Origin of the sequence: Pseudomonas sp. B22(2017) (assembly GCF_002113105.1) — a bacterium.
GTDB lineage: Bacteria > Pseudomonadota > Gammaproteobacteria > Pseudomonadales > Pseudomonadaceae > Aquipseudomonas > Aquipseudomonas asiatica.
Genome location: NZ_NEJN01000003.1, coordinates 157,587 through 183,212, shown reverse-complemented (window position 1 = coordinate 183,212; position 25,626 = coordinate 157,587). Strand labels below are relative to the sequence as shown.

Genomic DNA, 25,626 nt, shown 5'->3' with positions numbered 1-25,626 from the left:
GATGCCTGTTAGATATTGCGTGGCGGCCGCACTGAGCCTGGCCCTGTCCATGGCTTGTGCTGAAGAGCCGGTGTTCGACGACAACGGTACGCCGATGTACGAGGTGAACTTCGTCGACACCGAGCTGGGCGAGTTCATCGACAGCGTGTCGCGCATCACCGGCACCACCTTCATCGTCGACCCCCGGGTCAAGGGCAAGGTCACCGTGCGCACCGTCGACCTGCACGACGCCGATGCCATCTACGACATCTTTCTGGCCCAGCTGCGCGCCCAGGGCTACGCCACTGTCGACCTGCCCAACGGCAGCGTGAAGATCGTTCCCGACCAGGCCGCCCGCCTGGAGCCTGTGCCGGTGGAGGCGGGAGGGCAGCAGGGGGAAGGCAGCGACAGTGTGGCTACGCGGGTATTCAATGTGCGTAACGCCGCCAGCGAGCAGGTGCTGGGCATTCTCAAGCCCCTGATCGACCCACGGGTCGGTGTGATCACACCTTATCCGGCGGCGCACCAGTTGGTAGTTACCGACTGGCGCAGCAACCTGGAACGTATCGCCAGCTTGCTGCGCCAGCTCGACCGCCCCCAGGACGCACCAGGCAGCGGCAGTACCCAGGTCATCTACCTGCGCCATGCCAATGCTGGCGAAGTGGTCAAGGTGTTGCGTGGGCTCAGCCAGGAAGGCATGGCGCCCTCTGAAGGTGCGGGCGAAGCAGAGGGCAAGGAAAGGCCCGTAGTGCCTGTCGCCGGGGGGGCGGGCATCCGCCTGGAATACGAAGAAGGCACCAACGCCGTGGTCATGGTCGGCCCCGACAGCGAGCTGGCCGCTTACCGCGCCATCGTCGAGCAGCTGGACATCCGCCGTGCCCAGGTAGTGGTGGAAGCGATCATCGCCGAGGTGTCCGACAGCAGCGCCCAGGAACTGGGCGTGCAGTGGCTGTTCGCTGACGAGAAGTTCGGTGCCGGCATCGTCAACTTCGGTAGCAACGGGGTAAACATCGCCAGCATCGCAGGGGCCGCTGCCAGCGGCGACAACGAGGCCCTTGGCGATTTGCTGTCCAGCACCACCGGCGCCATGGCGGGTATCGGCCATTTCGGCGGCGGCTTCAACTTCGCCATGCTGGTCAACGCGCTGAAGGGCAAGAGCGGCTTCAACCTGCTGTCCACGCCCACCCTGCTGACCCTGGACAACGCCGAGGCGTCGATCCTGGTCGGCCAGGAAGTGCCCTTCGTCACCGGATCGGTGACGCAGAACAACGCCAACCCGTACCAGACCATCGAGCGCAAGGAAGTCGGGGTGAAGCTGCGCATCAAGCCGCAGATCAACATCGACAACAGCGTGCGCCTGGACATCGTCCAGGAAGTGTCGTCGATTGCCGACACCACGGCTGCCAGCGACGTGATCACCAACAAGCGCGAGATCAAGACCAAGGTCATGGTCGAGGACAACGGCCTGGTGATCCTCGGCGGCCTGATCAGCGACGAACTGAGCACCAGCGACCAGCGTGTGCCGCTGCTTGGCGATATCCCTTACCTGGGCCGGCTGTTCCGCTCCGACGCCACGAAGAACACCAAGCAGAACCTGATGGTGTTCATCCGCCCGCGCATCCTGCGTGACGGGCCGAGCCTGGCCGGGCTCAGCGAAGACAAGTACCGCAGCTTGCAGCAGACCACGCCGCTGCAGTTGCCCGACCTGGCGGATGCCCAAAACGCTACGCCGCTGTTGCAGGTGTTCCCCTCCAGCCGCGCACGGCTGGAAGGCGGTGACTGGTGATGCTGCCTTATCGCCAGGCACGGCAGAGCGGGGTGGCCATGGCCCCTGCGGAGCAGGGCTGGCAGCTATGGTTGCGGCATGACGCCGACAGCGCCCAATTGCAGGAGCTGCTGCGCGTGCACGGCCAGCCCAGCCTGCTCGAATACCTGGAGCCTGCACTGTTCGACGAACGCCTCGGCCAGCTGTACCAGGCCGGCGATGCCGCCACCGAGGCGCTGATCGAAGGCATCGGCGACCAGGTCGACCTGGACAGCCTGATGAGCGAAATGCCGCGCATCGAGGACCTGCTGGAAAGCGACGACGAAGCCCCCGTAATCCGCCTGATCAACGGCCTGTTCGGCCAGGCCCTGCGCCTGCGTGCCTCGGACATTCACATAGAAACCTTCGAGCAGAGCCTGGTGGTGCGCTTGCGCGTCGATGGCCACCTGCGCGAAGTGTTGCGCCCACCGCGTGCGTTGTCGGCCATGCTGGTGTCGCGGATCAAGGTCATGGCCCGTCTGGACATCGCCGAAAAGCGCCAGCCCCAGGATGGCCGTATCACCCTGCGTGCGGCGGGGCGCGAAGTGGATGTGCGGGTCTCGACCCTGCCCGGCATCCATGGTGAACGGGTGGTGATGCGTGTGCTCGACAAGCAAGCCAGCCTGCTGGCGCTGGGCAACCTGGGCATGCCGGCAGCGGTATTGCACGGCCTGCGCAGTTGCCTGGCGCGGCCCAACGGCATCGTGCTGTCCACGGGGCCGACCGGTTCGGGCAAGACCACTACCCTGTATGCCAGCCTCAACAGCCTCAACGACGGCAGCCGCAACATCCTCACGGTCGAGGACCCGGTGGAATACGCTATCGCAGGCATCGGCCAGACCGCCATCAACCCGCGTGCCGGGCTGACCTTTGCCAGCGGCCTGCGCGCCATCCTGCGCCAGGACCCGGACGTGATCATGCTTGGCGAAATCCGTGACCAGGAGACCGCGCAGATCGCCGTGCAGGCCAGCCTCACCGGCCACCTGGTGTTGTCCACGCTGCACACCAACAGTGCGGTGGGCGCGGTGACCCGCCTGCGCGACATGGGCATCGAACCGTTCCTGATTGCCTCGTGCCTGCGCGGCGTACTGGCCCAGCGCCTGGTGCGGCGCTTGTGCAGTTGCGCCGTGGCGCACCCGCTGCAGCCGGCGGAACGCGACCTGTGGCCCGAGCTGGCGGCGCTGGGCAGCAGCTACCACGCGGTGGGCTGCGAGCAGTGCCAGGGCAGCGGGTATGTCGGGCGCCTGGGCCTGTATGAATTCATCGAGCTGGATGCCGGGCTGATCGGCCTGTTGTACGACGGCGCCAGCGAACTGGCCATGCAGGACTACCTGGCCGAGCGCCGGCAGAGCCTGGTGGCGATGGCCAGTGACTGCCTGGCCCGTGGCGAGACCAGCCTGGCCGAAGTACTACGCGTGGTGCAGGGCTGAGCCATGCCGACCTATCGCTACCAGGCCGTCGACCTCGCCGGCAAGACCCACAAGGCCAGCTTGCAGGCCGACAGCGAACGTCATGCCCGCCAGTTGTTGCGTGAGCAGGGCCTGTTCGCCCGCCGCTTGCAGCGTCACGAAGCCGGCACCCGGCAACCCCGGCGCCAGCGCCTGAGCCGCGCCCAGCTATGCGAACTGACTCGTCAGCTGGCCACCCTGACCGGTGCCGGTATCCCTCTGGTCGACGCCCTGGCTACCCTGGAACGGCAACTGCGCCAGCCCGCCTTGCACAGTGTGCTGGTGGCCTTGCGCGGCTCGTTGGCCGAAGGCCTGGGCCTGGCTCGCAGCCTGGCACGTCAGGGGGCACCGTTTACCGGCCTGTACTGCGCGCTGGTCGAGGCCGGCGAGCGGTCCGGTCGCCTGGCCCAGGTGCTGACCCGCCTCGCTGACCACCTGGAGCAGGTTCAACGACAGCAGCACAAGGCACGTACCGCGCTGATCTACCCCACCGTGTTGATGGGGGTGTCGCTTGCCGTGGTGGTAGGCCTGATGACCTTCGTCGTACCCAAGCTCACCGAACAATTCGCCCATGCCGGGCAAAGCCTGCCGCTCATTACCTCGTTGCTGATCGGCCTGAGCCAAGGGCTGGTGCAGGCCGGGCCCTGGCTTTTGGCGCTGGCCCTGTTGCTTGGCGCGCTCGGCGGCTGGTTGCTGCGCAAGCCGCACTGGTGCCTGCGCCGCGACCAGCTGCTGCTACGCCTGCCACATATAGGCAACCTGCTGCAGGTGCTGGAAAGCGCGCGCCTGGCACGCAGCCTGGCAATCCTCAGCGGCAGTGGCGTGGCCCTGCTCGAAGCCCTGCAAGTGGCCACCGAAACCGTCGGCAACCGCCGTATCCGCCTGGCCATGGAGCAGGTGCGCCAGCAAGTTCAGGGCGGCACCAGCCTGCATCGCGCGCTGGATGCCTGCCAGCAGTTCCCGCCGCTGCTGGTGAACATGGTCGGCAGCGGCGAGGCCAGCGGCACCCTGGCCGACATGCTCGAGCGCGTGGCCGATGACCAGGAGCGCGGCTTCGCCCGCCAGGTCGATACCGCCATGGCGCTGTTCGAACCCCTGATGATCCTGGTGATGGGCGCCGTGGTGCTGTTCATCGTGCTGGCGGTGCTGTTGCCGATCATGCAACTCAACCAGGGCCTGCAACTGTGACGACAAGGAGTACTGCCATGCAGCATCGACGTAACCGCCAGCGCGGTTTCACCCTCATGGAAATCATGGTGGTGATCTTCATCATCGGCCTGCTCATCGCCGTGGTTGCGCCCAGCGTGCTGGGCAACCAGGACAAGGCCATGAAGCAGAAGGTGATGGCCGACCTGGCCACCCTGGAGCAAGCGCTGGACATGTACCGCCTGGACAACCTGCGCTTCCCCAGTAGCGAGCAGGGCCTGGCCGCGCTGGTGAAAAAGCCGGCCCAGGAGCCGCTGCCACGGGCCTGGCGCAGCGACGGCTACGTGCGCCGCCTGCCGGAAGACCCGTGGGGCACCCCTTACCAGTACCGCATGCCCGGCGAACATGGCCGTGTCGACGTGTACTCGCTGGGTGCCGACGGGCTGCCGGGCGGCGAAGGCCAGGATGCCGACCTGGGTAACTGGGAACTGTAACGGGTGCGTCGTCAGCGGGGCTTCAGCCTGATCGAGTTGCTGGTGGTGCTGGCCATCGCCGGGCTGATGACCGGATTGGCGGTGGCCGGGTTCGGCAACAGCCAGGCCAGTGTCGACCAGGCGCTGCAACGGCTGGCGAGCGAGGCCCGGTCGCAGGCCGCGCTGGCCCGGCATGCCGGGCAGCTGCGCGGGCTGCGCTGGAATGGCCAGCGTCCGGAGTTCGTCCGGCGCGAGGGTAATGGCTGGGTGGTCGAGGCAGTCGCCCTTGGTGACTGGCCCAAGGGGCTGCGCCCGGACTGGCCGGCCAGCCCGCAGCCGCGCCTGTTGTTCACCCCACATGGCTGGGCGCACCCAGGCAAGGTGCGCTGGCGTTGGGCCGATGGCAGCCAGCAATGGGCCTGGAGCCGCGATGGCCGCTTGCAGGTGGTGGTCACCCCATGAAGCGGCATCAGCGTGGCTTCACCCTGCTGGAGGTGACCGTGGCCCTGGCGATTGCCGCGGTGCTGGCGGTGATCACCAGCCAGGTTTTGCGCCAGCGCCTGGCGGTGCAGGACAACCTGCAGCAACACCGCCTTGGCCTGCTATGCGTGCGAGAACTGCAAACCCGCTTTGCCGTCGAGCAGTACTGGCCGGCGGAAAACCAGGTTGGCGGTGAACTGAGCCAAGGCGGCCAGCGCTGCCACTGGCAACTGCAACTGCGCCGCACCGGCGTACGCGACCTGCGCCGTGGCGAGCTGCTGTTGTTCGCCGACCGCGACCAGCGCCTGCCGCTAGGCCAGTACACCGTGTTTCTGGAGCGGCCATGAGTTACAGAGATCGTGAAGCGTGCGCGGTCCCTGTAGGAGCGGGTTTACCCGCGAAGCAGGCACCGCGGTGCATGGCACCGGCTTCGCCGGTGTTCGCGGGTGAACCCGCTCCCACAGATGCCCAGTTCAACCCCCCGCGCAGATGTCTACCCACGAGGCACCGCCAGGCCGGCCTTACCCTGATCGAGCTGATGGTAGCCCTGGCACTTACCGCCGTGCTCGGCATCATGCTCGCCGCCCTGGTCAACGGCTGGCTCAAGGTTCGCGAACGCCTGCAGGTCACCAACCAGGAAACCTCGGTATTGGATTTCTGCCTGGCCCTGGAGCGTCGCTTCGACAGCCCGGTAATGCGCCGTGTCTACGACCAGCGCCTGCCCTTGGCCAGCCGCTGGCTGGACTGGCAACCGGCAAGCAACCAGTTGCTCTGGGTCGCCATCACCGGCATGCCGGAAGCCGAAGGCGGCTCGCGCCTGCAGCGCCAGCGCCTGCGCTTCGAGGCGCGTGAGCAGCGCCTGCTGCTGGAAAGCTCGGCCGATCTCTATGCCGCCGCCGCCCCACGCTGGGTCCAGCGCGAGCGGCTCGACCGGGTCAGCGCCATGAATGTTCTTTATTACCAGGGCGGCCGCTGGCTGGCCTGGCCTTCCGACCAACCTGCGCACCCCGGCCGTGGCGTGCGTCTGGAACTGCAGCGTGACGGAGCACCCTATGTCTGCACTTTCGCCCTCCCTTGGGGGCGCTCATGAAGTTTGAATGGCGGCGGCGCAGCCCGGCCCAGTCGTGGCTGTTGCTGCGACCGGGCGTTGTCTGGCACTGGGCGCTGGCCGAGGGCGGCCTTGTGCAACGCCATGGGCAGGGCGAGCCCCTGGCGAACCTGCAAGCCCGTGTGGCGTTGATCCTGCCTGCCGAGACCTGCAGCTACTTCCGCGTGCCGGCACCGCCGGGGCTCAAGCGTGAAGAATGGCCGCTGTTGCTCGAAGACCGCTTGCTGCAGGCAGTCGACGAGGTGACATGCGCCTGCCTGGCCCGCGAGCCCGGCCATCTTCGGTTACTGGTAGTGGCTCGTCAGCAACTGGAGGACTGGCGCGGGCAGTGCGCCGAATGGGGCTTGCAGGTGGCACGTTGCTGGGCAGAACTACAGCTGCTGCCGCCCCCCGAGGCGGGACATGCCTGGCAATGGCAGCGCACACCCGGCATGTATTTGTACAAAGGGCTGGCCGAAGACAGGCAGGAGCACTGGCTGGCCTGGCCGGATGCACTGGGCGAGGTGCCACGGCAACCGTGGGCGGAGCTGCAAAAGGTTTCGCTGAGCGGAGACTGGCCCAGTACGCTGGCACCGCTCGATTTATTGCCCGACCTGTTCGAGCGTACCCGCAAGGTGCGTTCGCTGCCGGTGGTTTCCCGGCCACAGCAACGGCTGCTCGCGGCCTGCCTGGTACTGGCTGCCGTCTGGGGCGGGCTGTGGTTGAACAAGCAGTGGGCCCAGGCGCAACTCTGGCGCAGCCAGGTCATCGCCGTGACCGGTGAGCAGGCCAGCCCCCGGCACGCCGCGCAGGCCCTCAAACGCCTGCGCGAAAGTGAATTGCAACAGCAGCTGCGCACGCGCCAGCTCGAAGACCTGCAGGCTGCGTTGCAGACCTGGCTGCGTGACCACCCCGGCTGGCGCCTGCAAGCGGTGCGCTTCGATGGCCAGCGCTGGCACTTGCGGCTGAAAGGCGAGGGCGGTGCGCCGCCATGGAGCGACATGGCGACAGCCGCCGGGGCCTCTGTGCAAGTGCAGGACGGCCAAGTGGTGTTCGACCTGGGAGCAGCCTCATGAACCGGGACTGGATACAGCGTCATCGTTTGAAGTTCGCCTGGGCACTGATTGCCCTGTTGTTGGCCTTCCTGGCCCTGCGCGCAGGCCTTGCGCAATGGCGCGAGCTCAGCCAGTGGCGCGGGCTGGCCGAACAGGCCGCCAGCCTTCAAGGCGGCCCGGGGTTGAGCCTGGAGCGGCTACGCCAGTCGGCCCAGGCGCGGCAGATCGAACTGGCCGAGGTCGATGCGCAGGGCAAGACCTGGCAACTGCGTGGGCAGGTGGCCGACGAGCGAGTGCTGCAAGGCTGGTTGCAGACCCTGCGTGCAGAAGGCGTACAGCCATTGCAGTGGGGGCTGGAACAGCATGAAAAGAGATTGCGCTTCGACCTGGTGGTGCGGCCATGAGCCGAAGAAGTGTGGTGTGGGTGCTGTTGGTATTCACCGTGACATTGCTGGTGGAACTGCCGGCCAGCTGGGTGGTGCGCGGGATAGGCCTGCCAGCGCGTGAGGTCAGCGGCAGCCTGTGGCAAGGCCAGGCGCAGCAACTGGGGCCGGTCGGGCCATTGCGTTGGGCGGTGCAGCCCTGGCGCTTGCAGGCGGATGCACAGCTGGGCTTCCAAGGCCAGGCCTGGCAGTTGCGCGCCGAAGGCTGGCCATGGCGCTGGCGGTTGGGGGCGACGGCCATGGGCGCCCAGGCGACGGTGACGACGGATTTCCGCTTGGCCGGCCAGTGGCAAGGCGCGTTGCGGGTGCAGGGAGCAGGGCGGCAATGCCGTGCCAGCGAAGGCCGCATCGCGATAACCGACCTTGCCTTGAGCGAGCCCTGGTCACTGGGCCTGGGGCAGGGCTGGCTGGAAATGGACTGCCGCAGCGGCTGGCACGTGCGCGGGCAGTTGGCGCAGCCGGGGCAGCATCTGTTGGCCGTGGATGCTGACCTGCCAGCGCGACGGGCGCAAGTGGTGGTGGAGTTGCAGCCAGAAGCGGCGCTGACGCCTTTGCTGCGAGGCGTGCAGTGGCTTGGGCCGCAGGCGCTGGCAGGGCAGCGGGATTTGCGCTGGTAGACAGGTGTTATCGCCGGCAAGCTGGCTCGGCTCCTACAACTTATCCAATCGACTCCGACCCGTCCTTTGTAGGAGCAGCCTTGTGCTGCGAAGAGGCCGGTACGAGCAATAATCAGGCTTTGTCAGTACCAACCTCTTCGCAGCACAAGGCTGCTCCTACAAAAACTCACTGAACCAATGAGTTCCATGAGAGCGGGTTTACCCGCGAACACGGGCGAAGCCCGTGCCCTCCAGCGCGGCGCCTGCCTCAGTTTTTCTTGCCCTGCACACTCGAAGCCCACTGCTCACTGCGATTGTGCCCACTGGTCCTCAACAACCCAAGGTCCAGTGCATTTTCCCCATCCGCCGCACCCTTGCCCTTGGCCAGCTCGGCCACCGCCGTGCCCAGGTCCACCGGTGAGTTGGACGCATCGATCGACACATCCCGGCGATAGTCGTTACCGCTCAGTGTTTCTCGGCTAACCGAGTTGGCGTCGAGTGCCACATCGCCTTTGGCCGACTGCAAGCGTGCCCCCACCAGGTGAGCGTTGCCACCAACCTGCAGGTCGATGCCGTCGCTACCTTTGAGCGTGGCCTGCTGGCCTACGCTGTCGCGCTGCGCGTGCGACACGTCGAGGCTGAAAGTGGGCGAGAGCCCCGGGTCTGCCTTGCTCAGGGCGGAGCCAGCTTTTTCATTCACCTTGCTCCCCAGCGGCCCTGCCACCGAAGTGGCCGCGTTGACGTAGCCCCGCGGGTTTTTCTCCTGGCTCAGGCGGGCATCACCTTTCACGCTCAGGGTATCGACGCTGTCCTTGCGGCTGGCGATACGCAGGTCGCCATCGATCATTCCCTTGATATGCCCAGCCTCCACGGTGGCGCCTTCGAGGCGGGTATCGCCGCGGCTTTGCAAGTCGATGCGCTCGGCGCGCAGGTCGCTGGCATTCCAGGTGAGGTTGTCGCGCTTGTCGAGCTCCACTTTGACGCGGCCATGCAGGCCGCGAGTATCGAGCGCGCCCTTGGCCATGTCGAAGCCGGCACCGGCGGTGATGTCGAGGTTGTCACGTCGCTCCTGGCTGGATGACGCTTCCACCAGCATGCCCCCATTCGATGCGTCGAGGGTTATTTGTTCGGCCGAAGCCTGCAGGCCCTCAAGGTGCAGGGCGACATTCTCGCGGGCGCTGCTGCCCAAGGTCACTGTGCCGTTGCTTGCGAACAGGGCATTCACCGCCTGGCGTGCCGCTTCGTCCTGCTTGCCGTGGCTGAAGTGGCCGCCGATGGCGCCGCCCTTGGTGTTGCCAGCCTTGACCGCCAGCTCCACGCCCCCGCCCAACTTGGCGCCGGTAGCGTTCTGGGTATCGCTGGCTGCCTTGACCTGTAGCCGGCCGCCGCTTTGCAGTTGTATGTCGCCAGTCTTGGCCTCACGGCTGCCAATGCGGGTGCCTTCGAGCAACAGGTCGCCGCCACTGCTCAGCTGTACCTGGCCCTTGGCGTCGATCTGCGCCACCTGGGCCTTGCGCTGTGTGCTCTGGTTCTGGCCATGGTCGAGGTAGCCCCGGCCATCGACGCCGGTGCTGCCCGGGCGGTTGCCGACCTTGGCCCAGGCATTGCCGTCGAGCTGGCGTGACTGCTGTTCGACCTGGTCGGTTGCCTGGGGCAATGTCAGCGAACCGGCACTGCTCATGACCACGCTGCCTTCACCGCCATCGATGCGCGTCCCTTCATAATGCCCTGAGCTGCCCAGTTGCACCTGGATGCCCTGTTGCCCATACAGGCTGCCGGGTACGGCGCTGCTGGTGCTGTCCTTTTTGTCCAGCGAGCCGCCTTTGCCGGCGGCGCGTACATTGAGGTCTTCGCCGGTGCTGGTGTCCAGGCGAACATCGCCGCCGTAGGCCAGGCGTTGCACGGTATTTTCCTGGGTGTTCTCGGCCGCCTGCATCTGGTGTTGTCGGGCCCCGATCTGCAGCTTGCCGTCGTTGGCGCGCCAGGCGGTGCCCTGGTCGGTGATGTTGTCGGCCTTGACTTCGACCTTGGCCCCGGACAACTCGCTCACCTGGGCAAAGCCGCGGCGCTGGTTTTCCAGGCGCTTGATGTGCTCCACGGTCATGTCGGCGCCAACGCTGGGTGGCGCCATGGCGTCTTCGGGGGAGGCTTGCTGGAAGCGTGCGGCTTCTTCGCCCAGCACCAGGCGTTCGATGGGGCGGGTAAGGTCGCGATACTCGACACTGGCGCCGAGGCTGCCCGACCAGTCGTCACGGCTTTGTTCACGTTCCTCGATATCCTGCACCGCGCGGTTGTCGATGCGTTTGGCCGTTACCTGCAGAGTGTTGCCAGCCTTGACGCGTGCGGCCTCGGTGACCAGTTCATCGCCTTTGAGCTTCAGGTCGCCGCTGGCCTGCAATGTGCTGCGTTGCGCATTGCTGTCGCGTTCAGTCTGCACCTGGCGGTTGTGATGGCCTTCGAACAAGCTGCCCAGCCGATCGATGCCGCCGGTCACCGTCAAGCCGCCGCCACTCTGGGTGGTGCTGGTGGTGGTGTCGTGGTCATTGCGGGTTGCCCCCAGGGTCACCTTTTGGGCCTGCACATCGAGGTCGCCTGCGGCGGCTTTCACCGTGGAACCGTTGACTTGCAGGTGGGCCCTGCTGCCAAGGCTCACCGAGGCGCCCTCGAGCTCACTGGCGACCTGGCTGGTGGTGCGCTGCCTGCTGCTGGTGGTGGCGACGTCATAGGCAATGCCGGCCGAATACTGGCGGGACTCGGGCTTGCCATCCTCGGCCTCCTGGGTCTGCTTGGCGCTGGCAGTGAACCCACGTTGCTGGTTACGGGTTTCGCGCTCGTCAACCGCTTGCGCGCTGGTAATCAGCAGGTCGCCCTTGGCCTCTACCTGCAGGTGCTCGCCCGCTACGACCTTGGCGCCCTGGATGCGCATTTCCTCGGCGCTGGCCAGGCGCAAATTGGTGGCCGAGCTGACGTCGCTGGTAAGCACCTGTTGCGTACGCTCGGTGTTCTCGCGGTCGCTGCCAATCAGGCCGAACAGCTTGCTGTCGCTGGTACGGTCGGTAGAGGTGGTTCGACCATGGTCGGCTTCGATGGCCAGTGCACCTTTTGTGCTGTAGAGCACCGAGTCCTCCTTGCCGAACACGGTACTGCCCTTGATGGCTACCTGGTCAGCTGTCACGGTAAGCTTGCCATCCGCCGTGACACTGCTGCCGGCAACGGCCTGGCCTTCGCTGTCGTTACCCTTGCGGTCGCCAAAGAAGGTGCCGGATACCAGGTCGCCGCGATAGTCGCGCCGGGTACCGCGCTGCTGCAGGGCGGTGGTAGCGATGTTTGCCTCCTTGGCTTCTATCGCCATGTCGCCGCGGCTGTGCAGGCTGCTCCCCTTCACATCGACAGTATTCTTGGCCTTGAGCGTCATGCGCTGGGCCTGGAGCGCACTGCCTTGTGCGGTTTCCTTGTACTGGTCGGTATCACTGTCACCGCGCCACAAGTCCTTGCGGTGGCGAACCTGCTCTTCGGTGTGCTGGCTGTCGATGCCGGCAGCGATGGCTAGGCTGGCGCCGCTGTCGAGGGTCAGCTCATTGCCAGCATCCACCTTGGCAGCCACCAGGCGAATGTCGTCAGCGGATTGCAGCAGCACGCTGTCCTTGCCTTGCAAGCGGCTGCCCTGTTGCTGCTGCTGGGTGGTGGTAGTTTCGCGGTTGTAGGTTTCGCGGGTGACGAACAGGAACTTCTTGTTCCAACTGTCGCTGTCGCGCTCGATGTTCTCGCGGGTTGTGGCATCCAGCGTGAGCTTCTTGCCCGCCTTGGCCTCGATTCGCCGAGCCTGCCCATCGACGGTTTCGAGTGTCAGGTCATCGGCAGCGGTCAGCCGCAGATCGCCCTGTTCGCTGTGCAGTTCGACGGGGCTGTCGGCCTTGCCGCTGACCTGCAGGGCGCCGGCCGACTGGATGTCGACCCCGTCGATGCCAAGCAGTTGCGATGCCCCCACACGCACACCAGCACCTTCTGCGGTGCTCACCACGCGAATGCGCCCGGCGCGCATGGCACCGAACAGGCTGGCATCGATGCTGGAAGGGGTACCGGGCAGGTGCTCGACAATTTCGCCGCTGGTACTGTCGATGCGGTTGCGACCCACGGTGATATCGATGGAGTTGCGCGCCATCAGCAGCCCTTTGCTGTCCACGCGCGGGGCAATCAGCTCGAGGGCGCCGTTGGGGTTTCGCTGGCCGCCCTCGAGCACTTGCAGGGTACCGCTGGCGTTCAGCGTGTCGAGATACTTCAGTTGCTGGCCCTCGAACTCGGGGGTACCCACCACGAAGCCGGCGCGCGTGGTGTTGATGAAGCTGCCGCCGTTGAGGGTGATGCCATTGGGGTTGGCCAGTATGTAGTCGGCCGGGCGGCCGAAGATTTCCTGTGGCCCTTCGATCAGCGAGGCGTTGCGGCTGACCACCTCGTTGAGGATGGTCGAGGCGGCCTGGCCCTGAAATTGCGGGTTGGCCGCCAGGGCACCGGCCAGTTCCGACTGCCCGGCCTGGGTGGCATTGTTCAGCACCAGCCCTGAACGGTCGACGTTGTAGTCGAGGAACTGGTTGTGTGACAGCCCGTTGGCGTTTGGCGCGACAATATCGATGACCGGGACGCCGTGGCCGTCGTTGATGACCGGTGTACCGCCGGGGCCGCTGGTTGCTGCCAGGCCGCCCTGGGCCAGTGCGGCGCCGGGCCCGAGCAGGCCGAGGAAGATGGCCCAGCGCAAGATATCCGGGCGGGAATACGGTGACTGCGAGAGTGTTTGCATGTTCTCGTTCTCTTTGTTGTGGGTGAATCAGATGGTCAGGGCCAGTTCCACTACCCAGAAGCCGGGTTCCAGCAGCGGGCGGGGCAGGTCGCTGGCATACAGCGCCCGTTGGTAACCCAGGCGCAGGTGGCTGCCGGGCAGGCTCAGTTCGGCACCGGCGGTTGCCCCGGCAAGGCGTTGTGAAGGTTTGCCTTCGGCAGTGCGGGTCCAGCCCAGGTCCAGGCCGATGTAGGGGCGTACTTGCAGGGGAGCGGCCCAGCCCCCCGGCAGCGGCTGGCTGACGGTGTTGCGCCAGACGGCGCTGCTGGCACCGGAGTAGGTACGCAGGCGAAACCCGCGCACGGCCGAATCGTCGCTGGCCAGCAACTGCTCGACGGCGGGTAGCGGGTCACTGCTGTATTGCAGAGCCAGTTCGCTCTGCCAGCGCCATGGGTGGCTGGCCGGGCCCTGGCGCAGGTGCAGCAGGTTGGCGCGGTACTTGTGAAAATCCGGGCGCAGGCGTTCCGCTCCCAGCGGTGAGCGGTCGGCGCCGAAGGCATCGACGCCCTGGGCGACACCGAGGTAGCCATTCCACAGGCCGCCCTGGAGCCACAGCAGGTTGATACCCGCTTCCAAGGAGACCAGGGTGGGGCTCTGCTGGACGATCACCGCGCCCGCGCTGCGGTTGACCATTTGCTTGCGGTCCAGCCGGGTGCTGGCGCTGAGCATGCCTTGCTGGTTGCGCCACAGCACCCGCTCGACGCTCAGGCCCTGGTAGCTGCTGCTGCCGTCGGCTACCTGGCGGCTGTGGGGGAGCGGCGCCTCGTAGCGCAGCTCGCTGGCGCTGAGCGCGAAGGTCCAGGCGCCGTAGGGGATGCTGTAGTACAGCGAGATGCCTTGGCTTTGCCCGGGCGCATCGAGCACCGTGCCGTTTAGCGACAGGCGCAGGTCATCATTGAGGCCCAGCGGGCTGTCCAGGCCGAAGCCTAAGTTCAGGCGATGACGCCCGGTCAGGTCGCTGCCGCGGTTGTCGAAGCGGCTGTCCAGGTGCCCGCGCGAGGCCACCTTGCGCGGCTGCACGACAACCCGGGTGCCGCCCTGCAGTTCGCCGGGCAGCAACTCTGCGGACAGGTCATAAGCGCGCAGCCGGTTGAGCTGGTCGAGGCCTTGCTCCAGGGCTGGCAGGAACAGTGGCTGCCCGAGTAGTCCGGGAAAGGCGCCGGGGAGCGACAGAGGCAACTCGGGGCCGGCCATTTCGATGGACTCGACGAACCCCTCGACGATGACCAGGTTCAGCGGTGCGCCGTCTTGTGGAGGTTGCTGCAGGTAGGGCCGGCTGGTCGGGTATCCGGCTTGCACATAGCGCTGGGTGATGGCTTTCAGCAGCCCGTTGATTTCCGCGATACCCATGCACGGGGTAATGAACCTGCGGAGGGTTGGCGTTAGCGCCGAGTCGGAAAGCTCGCGGTTGCCGGCCACGCGTACGCCGGTGATGGCCCAGCAGCGCTGGTCGTGGGGGAGGGGGGCGGTGGCGTTGTGGCTTTCGGCAGGGGCGGGCTGGCGCTGCCAGCGTTCCAGCCGCTGTTGCTGTTCCAGCTGCCGCAGCCCGCGCTGCTGATCGCGCAGTTGCTGGCTGGCCGGGTCGTCTGCCAACGCCTGTGGTGCGGCCAGCAAACCTGACAGGCAGCAGGTGAGCGCCCAGCAGGTGGCGCGATGAATGTGGAACGGCATTGAAGCACCCCGCAAATGATGTACGGATTTCGTACTCGTCTGCGTGGATGCTAAAAATTAAGGGGTTCGCCTGGATGCAGTACCCGGCCTAAGCGCTTGTAGGGCGCGTTCTTGCCTGATGGTGGGAAGCTTCCTACAGCATCAGTTGAAAGGCCCGCTATCAGGGCCGAATTTCGATCAACGTGCCATCCCGCACCAGGTCCCACACTTCCTGCATGTCGCGGTTACGCATGGCAATACACCCATCCGTCCAGTCCAGGGTGTGGAAGTACCACTCCGGATACTCGTCGTTGATCGGCGTGCCATGGATCATGATCATGCTGCCGGCACTCACCCCTTCACGAGTGGCACGGGCCGCGTCGTTGATGTTCGGGTAGTTGATGTGTATGGCCAGGTTGAAACGGTCGCTTTGCTTGCGCCAGTCCAGCCAGTAAAGGCCCTCGGGGGTTTTCTTGTCGCCTTCGCGCTCCTTGGCACCCTTTGGCTGCTTGCCCAGCGAGATGCGGTAGGTCTTCAGCGGTTCGCCACGGCTGATCAGTTGCAGACGGCGCTCGGACTTGATCACCAGCACCTTGTCGATCAGCGGTTGCATGGCCTGCTGCGAAGGCGACGGGGTTTGCACTGCCGGCTGGGGCTTGCGGATGATGGTCTCGGTGAAGGCCGCCTGGGACACCGAGGTAACGCAAAGGCAGAAAAGGGCAAGCAACCAGCGCATGTAACGGTATCCCTGAAGGCTTCTAGGTGGTGGGCGAGACGTTCATCGGCGGCAGGTATTCATGGCCTATGGGGTAGTGCTGCCCGATGCGATCGCGATAGTAGCATTCTAGTGTGCGAGTGACGGTGCGGAAAGCCAGCTCGCCCCACGGAATCTCATGTTCCTCGAACAGCCGCACCTCCAGGCTTTCGACACCGACAGCGAAATCAAGGTCCGCAAGCTCGGCGCGGAAGAACACGTGCACCTGGTTGATGTGTGGCAGGTCGAACAGCTGGTACAGGCTCATGCTGCCGACCCGGGCGCAGGCCTCCTCGACGGTTTCGCGACGGGCGGCCTGGTCCAGGGTTTCGCCGTTTTCCATGAAACCGGCGGGCAGGGTCCAGAAGCCGCGGCGTGGCTCGATGGCGCGCCGGCACAGCAACACCTGGCTGCCCCAGGTCGGCAACACGCCGGCGACGATGTTGGGGTTCTGGTAGTGGATGGTCTGGCAAACCTCGCAGACATACCGCAGGCGGCTGTCGCCCTCGGGGATCCGCTGAGTGACCGGCTGGCCGCACGCGCTGCAGAATTTCATGTGTCGTTCCTTTTGCTCCGGGCTATCTTGGCGCGCCGGCCGTGCCGTCGCAAGCGCACGGGGCTTGGGTGCTTCGCGCCTTTGGTGCATCATGCAAGGCAGGCCTTGGATATGAGCGTGCGCAATGCTGGACGAGCTACTTCGCCGAATGAGCAACCACCAACCCGCATCACTGGAAACCGACCGGCGGTTCCCCGAAGCGGCGGTCCTCTTGCCCATTACCCGCAGCGAAGCGCCCGAGCTGGTCCTGACCCTGCGCGCCAAGGGCCTGTCCACCCACGGCGGCGAAGTGGCTTTTCCCGGTGGCCGCCGCGACCCGGAAGACCCGGACCTGGTGTTCACCGCGCTACGTGAAGCCGAAGAAGAAATCGGCCTGCCACCAGGCCTGGTGGAGGTGATCGGCCCACTCAGCCCGCTGATTTCGCTGCACGGCCTGAAAGTGACGCCATTCGTCGGGCTCATTCCCGATTTCGTCGAATACCGTGCCAATGATGCCGAGATCGCGGCAGTATTCACCGTGCCGCTGGAATTCTTCCGCCAGGATCCGCGCGACCATACCCATCGTATCGATTACCAGGGGCGCAGCTGGTATGTGCCCAGCTATCGCTATGGCGAATACAAGATCTGGGGGTTGTCGGCGATCATGATCGTCGAACTGGTCAACCTGCTGTTCGATGCCGGCATCAGCCTGCACCAGCCCCCGGAGCGTTACATCGAAAACTGAGCGGGGCCAACCCCGTCGTCTGCGTTGCAGCCTGAGGAGCAAGCATGAAATACCGCCTGGGCGACCTGCGGGTCGAGAGCCACCCCACCAGTTGGGCCGCACCCAACGCCACGCTGATCGGCAAGGTGCGCCTGCAGGCCGATGCCAGCGTGTGGTTTGGCGCGGTGCTGCGCGGGGACAACGAGCTGATCGACATTGGCGAAGGCAGCAACGTGCAGGATGGCACGGTGATGCACACTGACATGGGCTCGCCGCTGACCCTGGGCAAGGGCGTGACCGTTGGCCACAACGCCATGCTGCATGGTTGCACGGTGGGCGACTACAGCCTGGTCGGTATCAACGCGGTCATCCTCAATGGCGCGCGTATCGGCAAGCATTGCATCATTGGCGCCAATGCGCTGATTGCAGAAGGCAAGGAGATCCCCGACGGTTCGCTGGTGATGGGTTCGCCGGGCAAGGTGGTGCGCGAGCTGACCGAACAGCAGAAACGCATGCTTGAAGCCAGTGCCGCGCATTACGTGCACAATGCCCAGCGTTATGCACGGGAGTTGGTGGTTGATGATGAGTGATGTAGTGGAGCGGCCGGTGGCCTCGCCGTGCGTGAGCATCTGTGCACTGGACGAGCAGGATATCTGCACCGGTTGCCAGCGAAGCGTGGCGGAAATCAGCCGCTGGGGGCGGATGGACAACGACGAGCGCCGGGCTGTGCTCAAGCGTTGCCATGAAAGGGCCGTGGAGGCTGGCCTCATCCTGTAGGCTGACGCGCCCCCCTGTAGGAGCAGCCTTGTGCTGCGAAGAGGCCAGCAAGGCAAAAGGTGATCGTTTGCAGATGTGGCCTCTTCGCAGCGCAAGGCTGCTCCTACATGTCCTGTGCCTGCGGGTTTACCCGCGAACAAGCCAGCGGTAATCTGTGCGGCTTGCCCACAGACCACCCGCCAATGTTCTATCTGATTGCCTACATCAGCAGCGTAGTGCTGATCAACTACGCCTTCTCCAGCGCGCCGCACCTGGACATCATCTGGTCCGCCTGGGGTGGCCTGGTGTTCATCCTGCGCGACATGGTGCAGACCCGCTTCGGCCATGGCGCCCTGGTCGCCATGCTGGTGGCGCTGGTGCTGTCCTATGTCACCTCGGAGCCAGCCATCGCCCTGGCCAGTGCTACCGCGTTCTTCATTTCCGAACTGATCGACTGGCTGGTGTTCAGCGTTACCCGCCGACCGCTGCGCGACCGCCTGTGGCTGAGCTCGGCACTGAGCATCCCGGTGGACACCTTCATCTTCTTCGGCATGATCGGCGCCCTGACCCCAGCCGTGATCGGCACCGCCATGGCCTCGAAATTCGCCGGTGTCACCGCCGTGTGGCTGGCCATGGCATTTCGCGCTCGGCGGGCCGCCGTGGCGGGTTGATGGTGTAGAATAGCGGTCCTTTTTCAGCGGGCGGCGCCAAGCCTGGTGCGGCCCCGGACGCCTTCGAGGACCTGAAATGACCCGTATCGGAACCCCCTTGTCGCCCACTGCGACCCGTGTACTGCTCTGCGGCTGTGGCGAGCTGGGCAAGGAAGTGGTGATCGAGCTGCAGCGCCTGGGCGTCGAAGTGATCGCCGTCGACCGCTACGCCAATGCCCCGGCGATGCAGGTGGCGCACCGCAGCCACGTGGTCAACATGCTCGATGGCGTGGCCCTGCGCGCGGTGATCGAGGCCGAGAAGCCGCACTACATCGTCCCTGAAATCGAGGCCATCGCCACCGCCACCTTGGTCGAGCTGGAAAACGAAGGTTTCAACGTGGTGCCGACCGCCCGCGCCACCCAGCTCACCATGAACCGTGAAGGCATCCGCCGCCTGGCCGCCGAAGAGCTGGACCTGCCGACCTCGCCGTACCACTTCGCCGACACCTATGAAGACTACGCCAAGGCCGTGGCCGATGTCGGCTACCCGTGCGTGGTCAAGCCGGTGATGAGCTCGTCGGGCAAGGGCCAGAGCCTGCTGCGCAGCGATGCCGACCTGCAGAAGTCGTGGGCCTACGCCCAGGAAGGCGGCCGCGCCGGCAAAGGCCGGGTCATCGTCGAGGGCTTCATCGACTTCGAATACGAAATCACCCTGCTGACCGTGCGCCACGTCGGTGGCACCACCTTCCTCGAGCCAGTCGGCCACCGCCAGGAGAAGGGTGACTACCAGGAATCGTGGCAGCCGCAGGCCATGAGCCCGAAGGCGCTGGCCGAGTCGCAGCGGGTGGCCAAGGCGGTCACCGATGCCCTGGGCGGTCGTGGCCTGTTTGGCGTGGAACTGTTCGTGAAGGGCGACCAGGTGTGGTTCAGCGAAGTCTCGCCGCGCCCGCATGACACCGGCCTGGTGACCCTGATTTCCCAGGACCTGTCGCAGTTTGCCCTGCATGCCCGCGCCATTCTTGGCCTGCCAATTCCGGTTGTGCGCCAGTTCGGCCCTTCGGCTTCGGCGGTGATCTTGCCCGAGGGGCAGTCGCAGCAGACCAGCTTTGCCAACCTGGGTGCGGCGCTGAGCGAGCCGGATACCGCCATTCGCCTGTTCGGCAAGCCGGAAATCAACGGTACCCGCCGCATGGGCGTATGCCTGGCGCGTGACGAATCGGTCGAAGCGGCGCGTGCCAAGGCGACCCGTGCTTCGCAGGCGGTCAAGGTCGAGTTCTGATCCGATTGGGGCTGCGTTGCAGCCCATTCGCAGCACAAGGCTGCTCCTACAAGGGCAACGCATCCCTCTGTAGGAGCAGCCTTGTGCTGCGAATGGGGCGCAGGGCGCCCCCAACTGTTCAAAGTTCGGTATTGCGGGTCTCTTTGAGGCACAGCACGGCAATCAAGCTGATCACCGCCGCCACCGAAACATAACCCCCCACCCAGCTCAACCCACCCATGCTCACCAGCTTCTGGGCAAAGAACGGTGCCGCCGAGGCGCCGACGATGCCGCCCAGGTTATAGGCCGCCGAAGCGCCGGTATAACGCACGTGGGTCGGGAACAGTTCAGGCAGCAGTGCCCCCATCGGCGCAAAGGTCACGCCCATCAGGAACAGTTCGATGGCCAGGAACAGCGCCACGCCTGCGGTCGACCCCGAAGTCAGCAGCGGCTCCATGGTAAAGCCCGAGGCCACCGCCAGCAGGCCGCCGACGATCAGCACTGGTTTGCGCCCGTAGCGGTCGCTGAGCCAGGCCGACAGTGGTGTGGCCAGGGCCATGAACACCACCGCGAAGCACAGCAGGCCAAGGAACGTCTCGCGGCTGTAGCCCAGCGTGGTCACGCCATAGCTCAGCGAGAACACCGTGGAGATGTAGAACAGCGCGTAGCACACCACCATCGCCGCTGCGCCCAGCAGGGTCGGCAGCCAGTATCTGGAAAACAGGTCGACCACCGGCATTTTCACCCGCTCGTGGCGGGCGACGGCCTTGGCGAACACCGGGCTTTCTTCCAGCTTCAGGCGCACATACAGGCCTACCAGTACCAGCGCGGCGCTGAGCAGGAACGGAATGCGCCAGCCCCACTCGCGGAACTGCTCGTCGCTGAGCACCAGGGCCAGGGTCAGGAACAGACCGTTGGCGGCCAAAAAGCCGATCGACGGGCCCAGCTGCGGGAACATGCCGAACCAGGCGCGCTTGCCTTCGGGCGCGTTCTCGGTGGCCAGCAAGGCCGCGCCACCCCATTCGCCACCCAGGCCCAGGCCTTGGCCAAAGCGCAGCAGGCAGAGGATGATCGGCGCCCATACACCAATGCTGTCGTAGCCCGGTAGCACGCCGATGGCCGTGGTGGACACGCCCATCAGCAGCAGCGAGGCGACCAGGGTCGACTTGCGGCCGATACGGTCGCCAAAGTGGCCGAACAGTGCCGAACCCAGCGGGCGCGCCAGGAAGGCGATACCGAAGGTGAGAAAGGCCGCCAGCATCTGCGCGGTGCCCGACCCGGACGGGAAGAACACCGGGCCGATCACCAGGGCGGCGGCAGTGGCGTAGACGTAGAAATCGTAGAACTCGATGGCGGTGCCGATGAAGCTGGCAGTGGCTACCCGCGCGGGCGAGTTGACCGGCGCGGCAGGCGCTTCGGCATAGGTGCTGCTGGTTGTCATTGAATAGGTCCCTGACAGTCTGGTCCGGCTCCATTGGGATAAGCCCCGCGGCGTGCAATGCAAAAGGGCAGGCACGGTGGCGCGGGCGCCGGAGCGTTTTGTTGTTGTGTGCGCCCGACTGACGATAGCCCAAGGGGGATAGGGGCGGGGGCGGGCACTGTTCGGGGTGTTGAAGCAGGACCGCGGGGCGTGTCAGTGGAGCGGACTGGCCGTGGAGCGCCGGGTGCGGGTAGCAGGCGGGACGGCGGGGCTGGGTAAGCGTGACCCGAGTATAGCTATCGGGTCACGGTCCACACCAGTACCTTGCTGGCACAATTGTCCTCTGTTTCGAGGATTTCCAGGCGATAGCGGCCGATCTTCAGGCAAACGGCGCTTTCCGGGATACTTTCCAGCGCTTCGGTGACAAGCCCGTTGAGGGTTTTCGGCCCGCCGTCGCAGGGCAGGTGCCAGCCCAGGCTGCGGTTGATCTCGCGCAGCGAAGCAGTGCCGTCGATGACGAAGGTGCCATCGGGCTGCGGGTGCACGTGGGGGTTGTCCAGGCTGTGTTCATCCTCGAACTCGCCAACGATCTCTTCGAGGATGTCTTCCAGGGTGACGATGCCCAGCACTTCGCCGTACTCGTCCACCACCACGCCCAGGCGGCGCTGCTGCTTGTGGAAGTTCAGCAACTGCATTTGCAAGGGGGTGCTCTCGGGCACGAAATAGGGCTCGTAGCAGGCTCCGAGCAACATCTCCAGAGTCAGTTCGGCCTTGGGCAGCAGGTGGCTGATCAGCTTGGTATTGAGGATAGCTTCAACCTGGTTGATGTCGCTGTGGTACACCGGCAGGCGGGTGTGGCGGCTGACGATCAGTTGCTCGATGATGCGCTCGATCGGCTCGTCGAGGCTGATGCCGTCCACTTCGTTGCGCGGTACCAGGATGTCGTTGACGGTCATCTTGTCCAGTGACTGCAGGCCGTCGAGCAGGCCGTGGCGCGGTGCTTCGTGTTCCTCATCCTCGTCGAACTCGTCGGCTTCCTGCGGGTGCAGGGCCACGGCCGTGGGTTGTACACGGAACGGACGCAGGATCAGCTTGGCAATGCCATCCAGCAGGCAGGCCAGCGGTTGCAGCAGGGCGAGGGGGACTTTCAGCAGGCTAGTGCCGAGGCTGACGAACGCTTGCGGGTTGCGCCGGGCCAGGCGCCGCGGCAGGTATTCGGCAAACACCAGCAGGACGAGGGTGGCGGCCAACCCGGCCAGCCAGAAGCCGTGCTCGCCGCTATGGCGCTGGCCAACCAGGCAGGCCAGGCCCAGCACCAGCAGCTTGCCCAGGCTGGCGCACAGCACCAAGGCCTGGGTCGGCAGCACCGGCTGGCCCTCCTCGCCTGTGCGCAGCGCGCCATTGAGTTGCAGGCGGGCGGCATCCACCGCGGTGAATAGCGCCGACCACAACAGCGCCAGTGCCAGGGTGCCGAATAGCGGTGCGTACGGCAGGGTATCCATGGGCGGCCGTCAGATATGCAGGATGAATTCGCGAACCAGCTTGCTGCCGAAATAGGCCAGCATCAGCAGGCAGAAACCGGCCAGCGTCCAGCGGATGGCCTTGTGGCCACGCCAGCCCAGGCGGGTACGGCCCCACAGCAGCACGCTGAACACCACCCAGGCGATACAGGCCAGCAGGGTCTTGTGTACCAGGTGCTGGGCGAACAGGTTGTCGAGGAACAGCCAGCCGGAGATCAGCGACAGCGACAGCAGGCACCAGCCAGCCCAGAGGAAGCCGAACAGCAGGCTTTCCATGGTTTGCAGCGGCGGGAAGTTGCGGATCAGCCCGGATGGGTGCTTGTTCTTCAGTTGGCGGTCTTGCAGCAGCAACAGCAGGGCCTGGAACACCGCAATGGTGAACAGCCCATAGGCCAGGATCGACAGCAGGATATGCGCGAGGATGCCCGGCTCTTCGTTGACCAGCGGCACCGTGCCGGGGGGCGCGAACTGGGCCAGCAGCGCGGTCACCGCGCCCAGCGGGAACAGCAGCACCAACAGGTTTTCCACGGGTATGCGCAAGCAGGCCAGCAGGGTCAGGGCGATGACGGCCACGGCGATCAGGCTGGCGGCACTGAAGAAGTCCAGGCTCAGGCCCAGCGGGGTGATCAGCTGGAAGAACAGCGCACCGGCCTGGGCGAGTACCGCGAAGGCACCCAGCAGGGCAAGCAGGCGCTTGTCGGCCTTGCGGTTCTGGGCAAGGTAAGAGCCCTGGTAGATGGCCGCTGCTATATATAGGCCGGCGGCGATCAGGTTGGGGATGAGGCTGGGTGAGGAGAACATAAGTCCTGGTTGGCGAGCCTTAAAGAGACGGAGTTTGGCATAGATCGCGCTGGTCTAGGAAGACTGGCAGACTGCGGTGCGGCATTCGCGGGCGCGCCCGCTCCCACAGGGATCGCGCCGCTCTTCAGGATGGTGATGTTCCTGTGGGAGCGGGTTCACCCGCGAAGAGGCCGGCACAGCCACCGAATATCTACCCGGCCGCCAGCAAGGTGTGCGCCGCCGCCGCACTTCGCTATAATCGCCGCCTTGCTGTGCCCGGCGGGTATGCATTCCCCCCTGGGCGCCTGACAAACCTCGGCTTTTACTGGGCCTGAAAGGATCACCATGTTCGAAAACCTGACCGACCGCCTGTCACAGACGCTGCGCCATGTCACCGGCAAGGCCAAGCTGACCGAAGACAACATCAAGGACACGCTGCGCGAAGTGCGCATGGCCCTGCTCGAGGCCGACGTTGCCCTGCCGGTGGTCAAGGATTTCGTCAACAGCGTCAAGGACCGTGCAGTCGGCACCGAAGTGTCGCGCAGCCTGACCCCAGGCCAGGCGTTCGTGAAGATCGTCCAGGCCGAGCTGGAAAGCCTGATGGGCGCGGCCAACGAAGACCTCGCACTGAACGCCGCTCCGCCAGCCGTGGTGTTGATGGCCGGCTTGCAGGGTGCCGGTAAGACCACCACCGCCGGCAAGCTGGCGCGCTTCCTCAAGGAGCGCAAGAAAAAGAGCGTGATGGTGGTGTCCGCCGACGTCTACCGCCCGGCGGCGATCAAGCAGCTGGAAACCCTGGCCAACGACATCGGCGTAACCTTCTTCCCGTCCGACATCAGCCAGAAGCCGGTGGCCATCGCTGAAGCGGCCATCCGCGAAGCCAAGCTGAAGTTCATCGACGTGGTCATCGTCGACACCGCCGGCCGTCTGCACATCGACGCCGACATGATGGACGAGATCAAGGCGCTGCATGCCGCGGTCAAGCCGATCGAGACCCTGTTCGTGGTCGACGCCATGACCGGCCAGGACGCGGCCAACACCGCCAAGGCCTTTGGCGAGGCGCTGCCGCTGACCGGCGTGGTGCTGACCAAGGTCGACGGTGACGCCCGTGGCGGTGCCGCGCTGTCGGTGCGTGCCATCACCGGCAAGCCGATCAAGTTCATCGGTATGGGCGAGAAGACCGAAGCCCTCGAACCGTTCCACCCCGACCGCGTCGCCTCGCGCATCCTCGGCATGGGTGACGTGCTCAGCCTGATCGAGCAGGCCGAGCAGAACATCGACAAGGCCAAGGCCGACAAGCTGGCCAAGAAGCTGAAGAAGGGCAAGGGCTTCGATCTCGAAGACTTCCGTGACCAGCTGCAGCAGATGAAGAACATGGGCGGCCTCGGCGGCCTGATGGACAAGCTACCGAGCATCGGCGGGGTCAACCTGTCGCAGATGGGCAACGCCCAGGGCGCCGCCGAGAAGCAGTTCAAGCAGATGGAAGCGATCATCAACTCCATGACCCCGGCCGAGCGCCGTGATCCGGAGCTGATCAGCGGCTCGCGCAAGCGCCGCATTGCCATCGGTTCCGGCACCCAGGTGCAGGACGTCGGCCGCCTGATCAAGCAGCACAAGCAAATGCAGAAGATGATGAAGAAATTCTCCGCCAAGGGCGGCATGGCCAAGATGATGCGCGGCCTTGGCGGGATGCTGCCGGGCGGCGGCATGCCGAAGCTGTAACCCCTATTCCGGGGGCCTGCCGTTTGTCCGGCAGGCGTCCAGAACCCCCGCCGTGGCGGGGCAATGGCCGCGGATTTCGCGGCTCAACCGGCAGATCTGGACGGCAGGGCAGGGCCTTGCCGAAAAAGTCATTTGCAAATGTCCGTGTATTCCCCGAGAATATGCGGCCTTTTGGGCACCCGTGTGCCTATTTGGCATTCAGATTTGCAGTACCAGCTGCTGTATCAACTGCAGCACCGACTATAGGAACGATGTTCACATGGTAACCATTCGTCTGGCCCGTGGCGGCTCGAAAAAGCGCCCATTCTACCACCTGACCGTGACCAACTCGCGTAACGCCCGTGACGGCCGTTTCGTTGAGCGCGTAGGTTTCTTCAACCCGATCGCTGCTGGCGCCGAAGTCAAGCTGTCGGTCAACCAAGAGCGCGTCAACTACTGGCTGAGCCAGGGTGCACAGCCGTCTGAGCGCGTTGCTCAGCTGCTGAAGGACGCTGCCAAGGCTGCTGCCTGAG

Annotated in this window: 24 protein-coding genes; 17 read left to right on the top strand and 7 right to left on the bottom strand. The window is 65.4% G+C overall.

Going from position 1 to position 25,626, the window contains the following annotated elements; all coding sequences use genetic code 11:
- The first annotated feature begins 1 nt into the window (after position 1).
- The 10 genes from gspD (at position 2) to CAG18_RS08395 (ending at position 8,532) form a co-directional block, all read left to right on the top strand.
- On the top strand, positions 2 to 1,765 hold the full coding sequence (gene gspD, locus CAG18_RS08440) for a type II secretion system secretin GspD (protein WP_178075696.1): 1,764 nt from the start codon (positions 2 to 4) through the stop codon (positions 1,763 to 1,765).
- On the top strand, positions 1,765 to 3,213 hold the full coding sequence (locus tag CAG18_RS08435) for a GspE/PulE family protein (protein WP_085720735.1): 1,449 nt from the start codon (positions 1,765 to 1,767) through the stop codon (positions 3,211 to 3,213). Before gspD ends, CAG18_RS08435 begins: the two co-directional genes overlap by 1 nt.
- A 3-nt stretch (positions 3,214 to 3,216) precedes the next feature.
- The gene (gspF, locus tag CAG18_RS08430; RefSeq protein ID WP_015269124.1) at positions 3,217 to 4,419 is read left to right on the top strand and encodes a type II secretion system inner membrane protein GspF; all 1,203 of its coding nucleotides are present in this window, start codon (positions 3,217 to 3,219) and stop codon (positions 4,417 to 4,419) included.
- Between the two features lie 17 nt (positions 4,420 to 4,436).
- Positions 4,437 to 4,871 carry a type II secretion system major pseudopilin GspG gene (gspG, locus tag CAG18_RS08425; protein WP_013971171.1) on the top strand — a complete coding sequence of 145 codons (435 nt, stop codon included), beginning with the start codon at positions 4,437 to 4,439 and terminating at the stop codon, positions 4,869 to 4,871.
- Between the two features lie 3 nt (positions 4,872 to 4,874).
- Positions 4,875 to 5,312: a type II secretion system minor pseudopilin GspH gene (gene gspH / locus CAG18_RS08420; protein WP_085720734.1), complete on the top strand. Its 438-nt coding sequence runs from the start codon at positions 4,875 to 4,877 to the stop codon at positions 5,310 to 5,312.
- Complete coding sequence (locus tag CAG18_RS08415) at positions 5,309 to 5,677, top strand: type II secretion system protein GspI (protein WP_003257989.1); 369 nt, start codon at positions 5,309 to 5,311, stop codon at positions 5,675 to 5,677. The genes gspH and CAG18_RS08415 overlap by 4 nt, the downstream gene beginning before the upstream one ends.
- Positions 5,678 to 5,748: 71 nt before the next feature.
- Positions 5,749 to 6,420: a prepilin-type N-terminal cleavage/methylation domain-containing protein gene (locus CAG18_RS08410; RefSeq protein ID WP_082810542.1), complete on the top strand. Its 672-nt coding sequence runs from the start codon at positions 5,749 to 5,751 to the stop codon at positions 6,418 to 6,420.
- A complete protein-coding gene (gene gspL / locus CAG18_RS08405) occupies positions 6,417 to 7,493 on the top strand; it encodes a type II secretion system protein GspL (protein WP_085720733.1) in 1,077 nt (358 codons plus the stop codon). Before CAG18_RS08410 ends, gspL begins: the two co-directional genes overlap by 4 nt.
- Complete coding sequence (gene gspM / locus CAG18_RS08400) at positions 7,490 to 7,876, top strand: type II secretion system protein GspM (RefSeq protein ID WP_085720732.1); 387 nt, start codon at positions 7,490 to 7,492, stop codon at positions 7,874 to 7,876. Before gspL ends, gspM begins: the two co-directional genes overlap by 4 nt.
- On the top strand, positions 7,873 to 8,532 hold the full coding sequence (locus tag CAG18_RS08395) for a general secretion pathway protein GspN (RefSeq protein WP_085720731.1): 660 nt from the start codon (positions 7,873 to 7,875) through the stop codon (positions 8,530 to 8,532). The genes gspM and CAG18_RS08395 overlap by 4 nt, the downstream gene beginning before the upstream one ends.
- Before the next feature lie 247 nt (positions 8,533 to 8,779).
- Here the strand turns inward: CAG18_RS08395 and CAG18_RS08390 are convergent, their stop codons facing one another.
- The 4 genes from CAG18_RS08390 to CAG18_RS08375 form a co-directional block, all read right to left on the bottom strand.
- Positions 8,780 to 13,306: a hemagglutinin repeat-containing protein gene (locus tag CAG18_RS08390; protein ID WP_085720730.1), complete on the bottom strand. Its 4,527-nt coding sequence runs from the start codon at positions 13,304 to 13,306 to the stop codon at positions 8,780 to 8,782.
- A gap of 27 nt (positions 13,307 to 13,333) precedes the next feature.
- Entirely contained in the window at positions 13,334 to 15,016 is a 1,683-nt protein-coding gene (locus tag CAG18_RS08385; protein WP_085720729.1) for a ShlB/FhaC/HecB family hemolysin secretion/activation protein, read from the bottom strand.
- Between the two features lie 160 nt (positions 15,017 to 15,176).
- The gene (locus CAG18_RS08380) at positions 15,177 to 15,731 is read right to left on the bottom strand and encodes a murein L,D-transpeptidase family protein (RefSeq protein ID WP_013971179.1); all 555 of its coding nucleotides are present in this window, start codon (positions 15,729 to 15,731) and stop codon (positions 15,177 to 15,179) included.
- 22 nt (positions 15,732 to 15,753) lie between these two features.
- The gene (locus CAG18_RS08375) at positions 15,754 to 16,305 is read right to left on the bottom strand and encodes an NUDIX hydrolase (RefSeq protein WP_039612785.1); all 552 of its coding nucleotides are present in this window, start codon (positions 16,303 to 16,305) and stop codon (positions 15,754 to 15,756) included.
- A 124-nt stretch (positions 16,306 to 16,429) separates the two neighbouring features.
- Here CAG18_RS08375 and CAG18_RS08370 point away from each other — a divergent pair, with 124 nt between their 5' ends.
- The 5 genes from CAG18_RS08370 to purT all read left to right on the top strand — a co-directional run bounded on the left by CAG18_RS08370 (position 16,430) and on the right by purT (position 19,693).
- Entirely contained in the window at positions 16,430 to 17,029 is a 600-nt protein-coding gene (locus CAG18_RS08370; RefSeq protein ID WP_003252125.1) for a CoA pyrophosphatase, read from the top strand.
- Between the two features lie 44 nt (positions 17,030 to 17,073).
- Positions 17,074 to 17,598, top strand: a complete 525-nt coding sequence (locus CAG18_RS08365; protein ID WP_015269134.1) for a gamma carbonic anhydrase family protein — start codon at positions 17,074 to 17,076, stop codon at positions 17,596 to 17,598.
- Positions 17,588 to 17,785, top strand: coding sequence for a DUF1289 domain-containing protein (locus CAG18_RS08360; protein WP_043935378.1), 198 nt, complete (start codon positions 17,588 to 17,590; stop codon positions 17,783 to 17,785). The genes CAG18_RS08365 and CAG18_RS08360 overlap by 11 nt, the downstream gene beginning before the upstream one ends.
- Positions 17,786 to 17,967: 182 nt before the next feature.
- Positions 17,968 to 18,435, top strand: coding sequence for a VUT family protein (locus CAG18_RS08355; protein ID WP_015269136.1), 468 nt, complete (start codon positions 17,968 to 17,970; stop codon positions 18,433 to 18,435).
- 76 nt (positions 18,436 to 18,511) lie between these two features.
- Positions 18,512 to 19,693: a formate-dependent phosphoribosylglycinamide formyltransferase gene (gene purT / locus CAG18_RS08350; protein ID WP_013971185.1), complete on the top strand. Its 1,182-nt coding sequence runs from the start codon at positions 18,512 to 18,514 to the stop codon at positions 19,691 to 19,693.
- A 118-nt stretch (positions 19,694 to 19,811) separates the two neighbouring features.
- On the opposite strand, the gene CAG18_RS08345 is transcribed toward purT, so the two are convergent.
- The 3 genes from CAG18_RS08345 to CAG18_RS08335 all read right to left on the bottom strand — a co-directional run bounded on the left by CAG18_RS08345 (position 19,812) and on the right by CAG18_RS08335 (position 23,413).
- Positions 19,812 to 21,113 carry an MFS transporter gene (locus tag CAG18_RS08345; protein WP_025337910.1) on the bottom strand — a complete coding sequence of 434 codons (1,302 nt, stop codon included), beginning with the start codon at positions 21,111 to 21,113 and terminating at the stop codon, positions 19,812 to 19,814.
- A gap of 275 nt (positions 21,114 to 21,388) precedes the next feature.
- Positions 21,389 to 22,594 (bottom strand): transporter associated domain-containing protein, encoded by a 1,206-nt coding sequence (locus CAG18_RS08340; protein WP_054573206.1) that lies wholly within the window; start codon positions 22,592 to 22,594, stop codon positions 21,389 to 21,391.
- A 9-nt stretch (positions 22,595 to 22,603) separates the two neighbouring features.
- Positions 22,604 to 23,413, bottom strand: a complete 810-nt coding sequence (locus CAG18_RS08335) for an inner membrane protein YpjD (protein ID WP_013971188.1) — start codon at positions 23,411 to 23,413, stop codon at positions 22,604 to 22,606.
- A 324-nt stretch (positions 23,414 to 23,737) separates the two neighbouring features.
- Between CAG18_RS08335 and ffh the strand changes: the two genes are divergently transcribed.
- Both ffh and rpsP read left to right on the top strand, forming a co-directional pair.
- A complete protein-coding gene (gene ffh, locus CAG18_RS08330; protein WP_013971189.1) occupies positions 23,738 to 25,114 on the top strand; it encodes a signal recognition particle protein in 1,377 nt (458 codons plus the stop codon).
- 259 nt (positions 25,115 to 25,373) lie between these two features.
- Entirely contained in the window at positions 25,374 to 25,625 is a 252-nt protein-coding gene (rpsP, locus tag CAG18_RS08325) for a 30S ribosomal protein S16 (protein ID WP_003259424.1), read from the top strand.
- Position 25,626 lies beyond the last annotated feature (1 nt).

Excerpts from the sequence above, each read along its gene's own strand:
- gspD (WP_178075696.1), top strand. The coding sequence starts at position 2 with ATGCCTGTTAGATATTGCGTGGCGGCCGCACTGAGCCTGGCCCTGTCC.
- CAG18_RS08435 (WP_085720735.1), top strand. The coding sequence starts at position 1,765 with ATGCTGCCTTATCGCCAGGCACGGCAGAGCGGGGTGGCCATGGCCCCT.
- gspF (WP_015269124.1), top strand. The coding sequence starts at position 3,217 with ATGCCGACCTATCGCTACCAGGCCGTCGACCTCGCCGGCAAGACCCAC.
- gspG (WP_013971171.1), top strand. The coding sequence starts at position 4,437 with ATGCAGCATCGACGTAACCGCCAGCGCGGTTTCACCCTCATGGAAATC.
- CAG18_RS08415 (WP_003257989.1), top strand. The coding sequence starts at position 5,309 with ATGAAGCGGCATCAGCGTGGCTTCACCCTGCTGGAGGTGACCGTGGCC.
- CAG18_RS08410 (WP_082810542.1), top strand. The coding sequence starts at position 5,749 with ATGGCACCGGCTTCGCCGGTGTTCGCGGGTGAACCCGCTCCCACAGAT.
- gspL (WP_085720733.1), top strand. The coding sequence starts at position 6,417 with ATGAAGTTTGAATGGCGGCGGCGCAGCCCGGCCCAGTCGTGGCTGTTG.
- gspM (WP_085720732.1), top strand. The coding sequence starts at position 7,490 with ATGAACCGGGACTGGATACAGCGTCATCGTTTGAAGTTCGCCTGGGCA.
- CAG18_RS08395 (WP_085720731.1), top strand. The coding sequence starts at position 7,873 with ATGAGCCGAAGAAGTGTGGTGTGGGTGCTGTTGGTATTCACCGTGACA.
- CAG18_RS08390 (WP_085720730.1), bottom strand. The coding sequence starts at position 13,306 with ATGCAAACACTCTCGCAGTCACCGTATTCCCGCCCGGATATCTTGCGC.
- CAG18_RS08385 (WP_085720729.1), bottom strand. The coding sequence starts at position 15,016 with ATGCCGTTCCACATTCATCGCGCCACCTGCTGGGCGCTCACCTGCTGC.
- CAG18_RS08380 (WP_013971179.1), bottom strand. The coding sequence starts at position 15,731 with ATGCGCTGGTTGCTTGCCCTTTTCTGCCTTTGCGTTACCTCGGTGTCC.
- CAG18_RS08375 (WP_039612785.1), bottom strand. The coding sequence starts at position 16,305 with ATGAAATTCTGCAGCGCGTGCGGCCAGCCGGTCACTCAGCGGATCCCC.
- CAG18_RS08370 (WP_003252125.1), top strand. The coding sequence starts at position 16,430 with ATGCTGGACGAGCTACTTCGCCGAATGAGCAACCACCAACCCGCATCA.
- CAG18_RS08365 (WP_015269134.1), top strand. The coding sequence starts at position 17,074 with ATGAAATACCGCCTGGGCGACCTGCGGGTCGAGAGCCACCCCACCAGT.
- CAG18_RS08360 (WP_043935378.1), top strand. The coding sequence starts at position 17,588 with ATGATGAGTGATGTAGTGGAGCGGCCGGTGGCCTCGCCGTGCGTGAGC.
- CAG18_RS08355 (WP_015269136.1), top strand. The coding sequence starts at position 17,968 with ATGTTCTATCTGATTGCCTACATCAGCAGCGTAGTGCTGATCAACTAC.
- purT (WP_013971185.1), top strand. The coding sequence starts at position 18,512 with ATGACCCGTATCGGAACCCCCTTGTCGCCCACTGCGACCCGTGTACTG.
- CAG18_RS08345 (WP_025337910.1), bottom strand. The coding sequence starts at position 21,113 with ATGACAACCAGCAGCACCTATGCCGAAGCGCCTGCCGCGCCGGTCAAC.
- CAG18_RS08340 (WP_054573206.1), bottom strand. The coding sequence starts at position 22,594 with ATGGATACCCTGCCGTACGCACCGCTATTCGGCACCCTGGCACTGGCG.
- CAG18_RS08335 (WP_013971188.1), bottom strand. The coding sequence starts at position 23,413 with ATGTTCTCCTCACCCAGCCTCATCCCCAACCTGATCGCCGCCGGCCTA.
- ffh (WP_013971189.1), top strand. The coding sequence starts at position 23,738 with ATGTTCGAAAACCTGACCGACCGCCTGTCACAGACGCTGCGCCATGTC.
- rpsP (WP_003259424.1), top strand. The coding sequence starts at position 25,374 with ATGGTAACCATTCGTCTGGCCCGTGGCGGCTCGAAAAAGCGCCCATTC.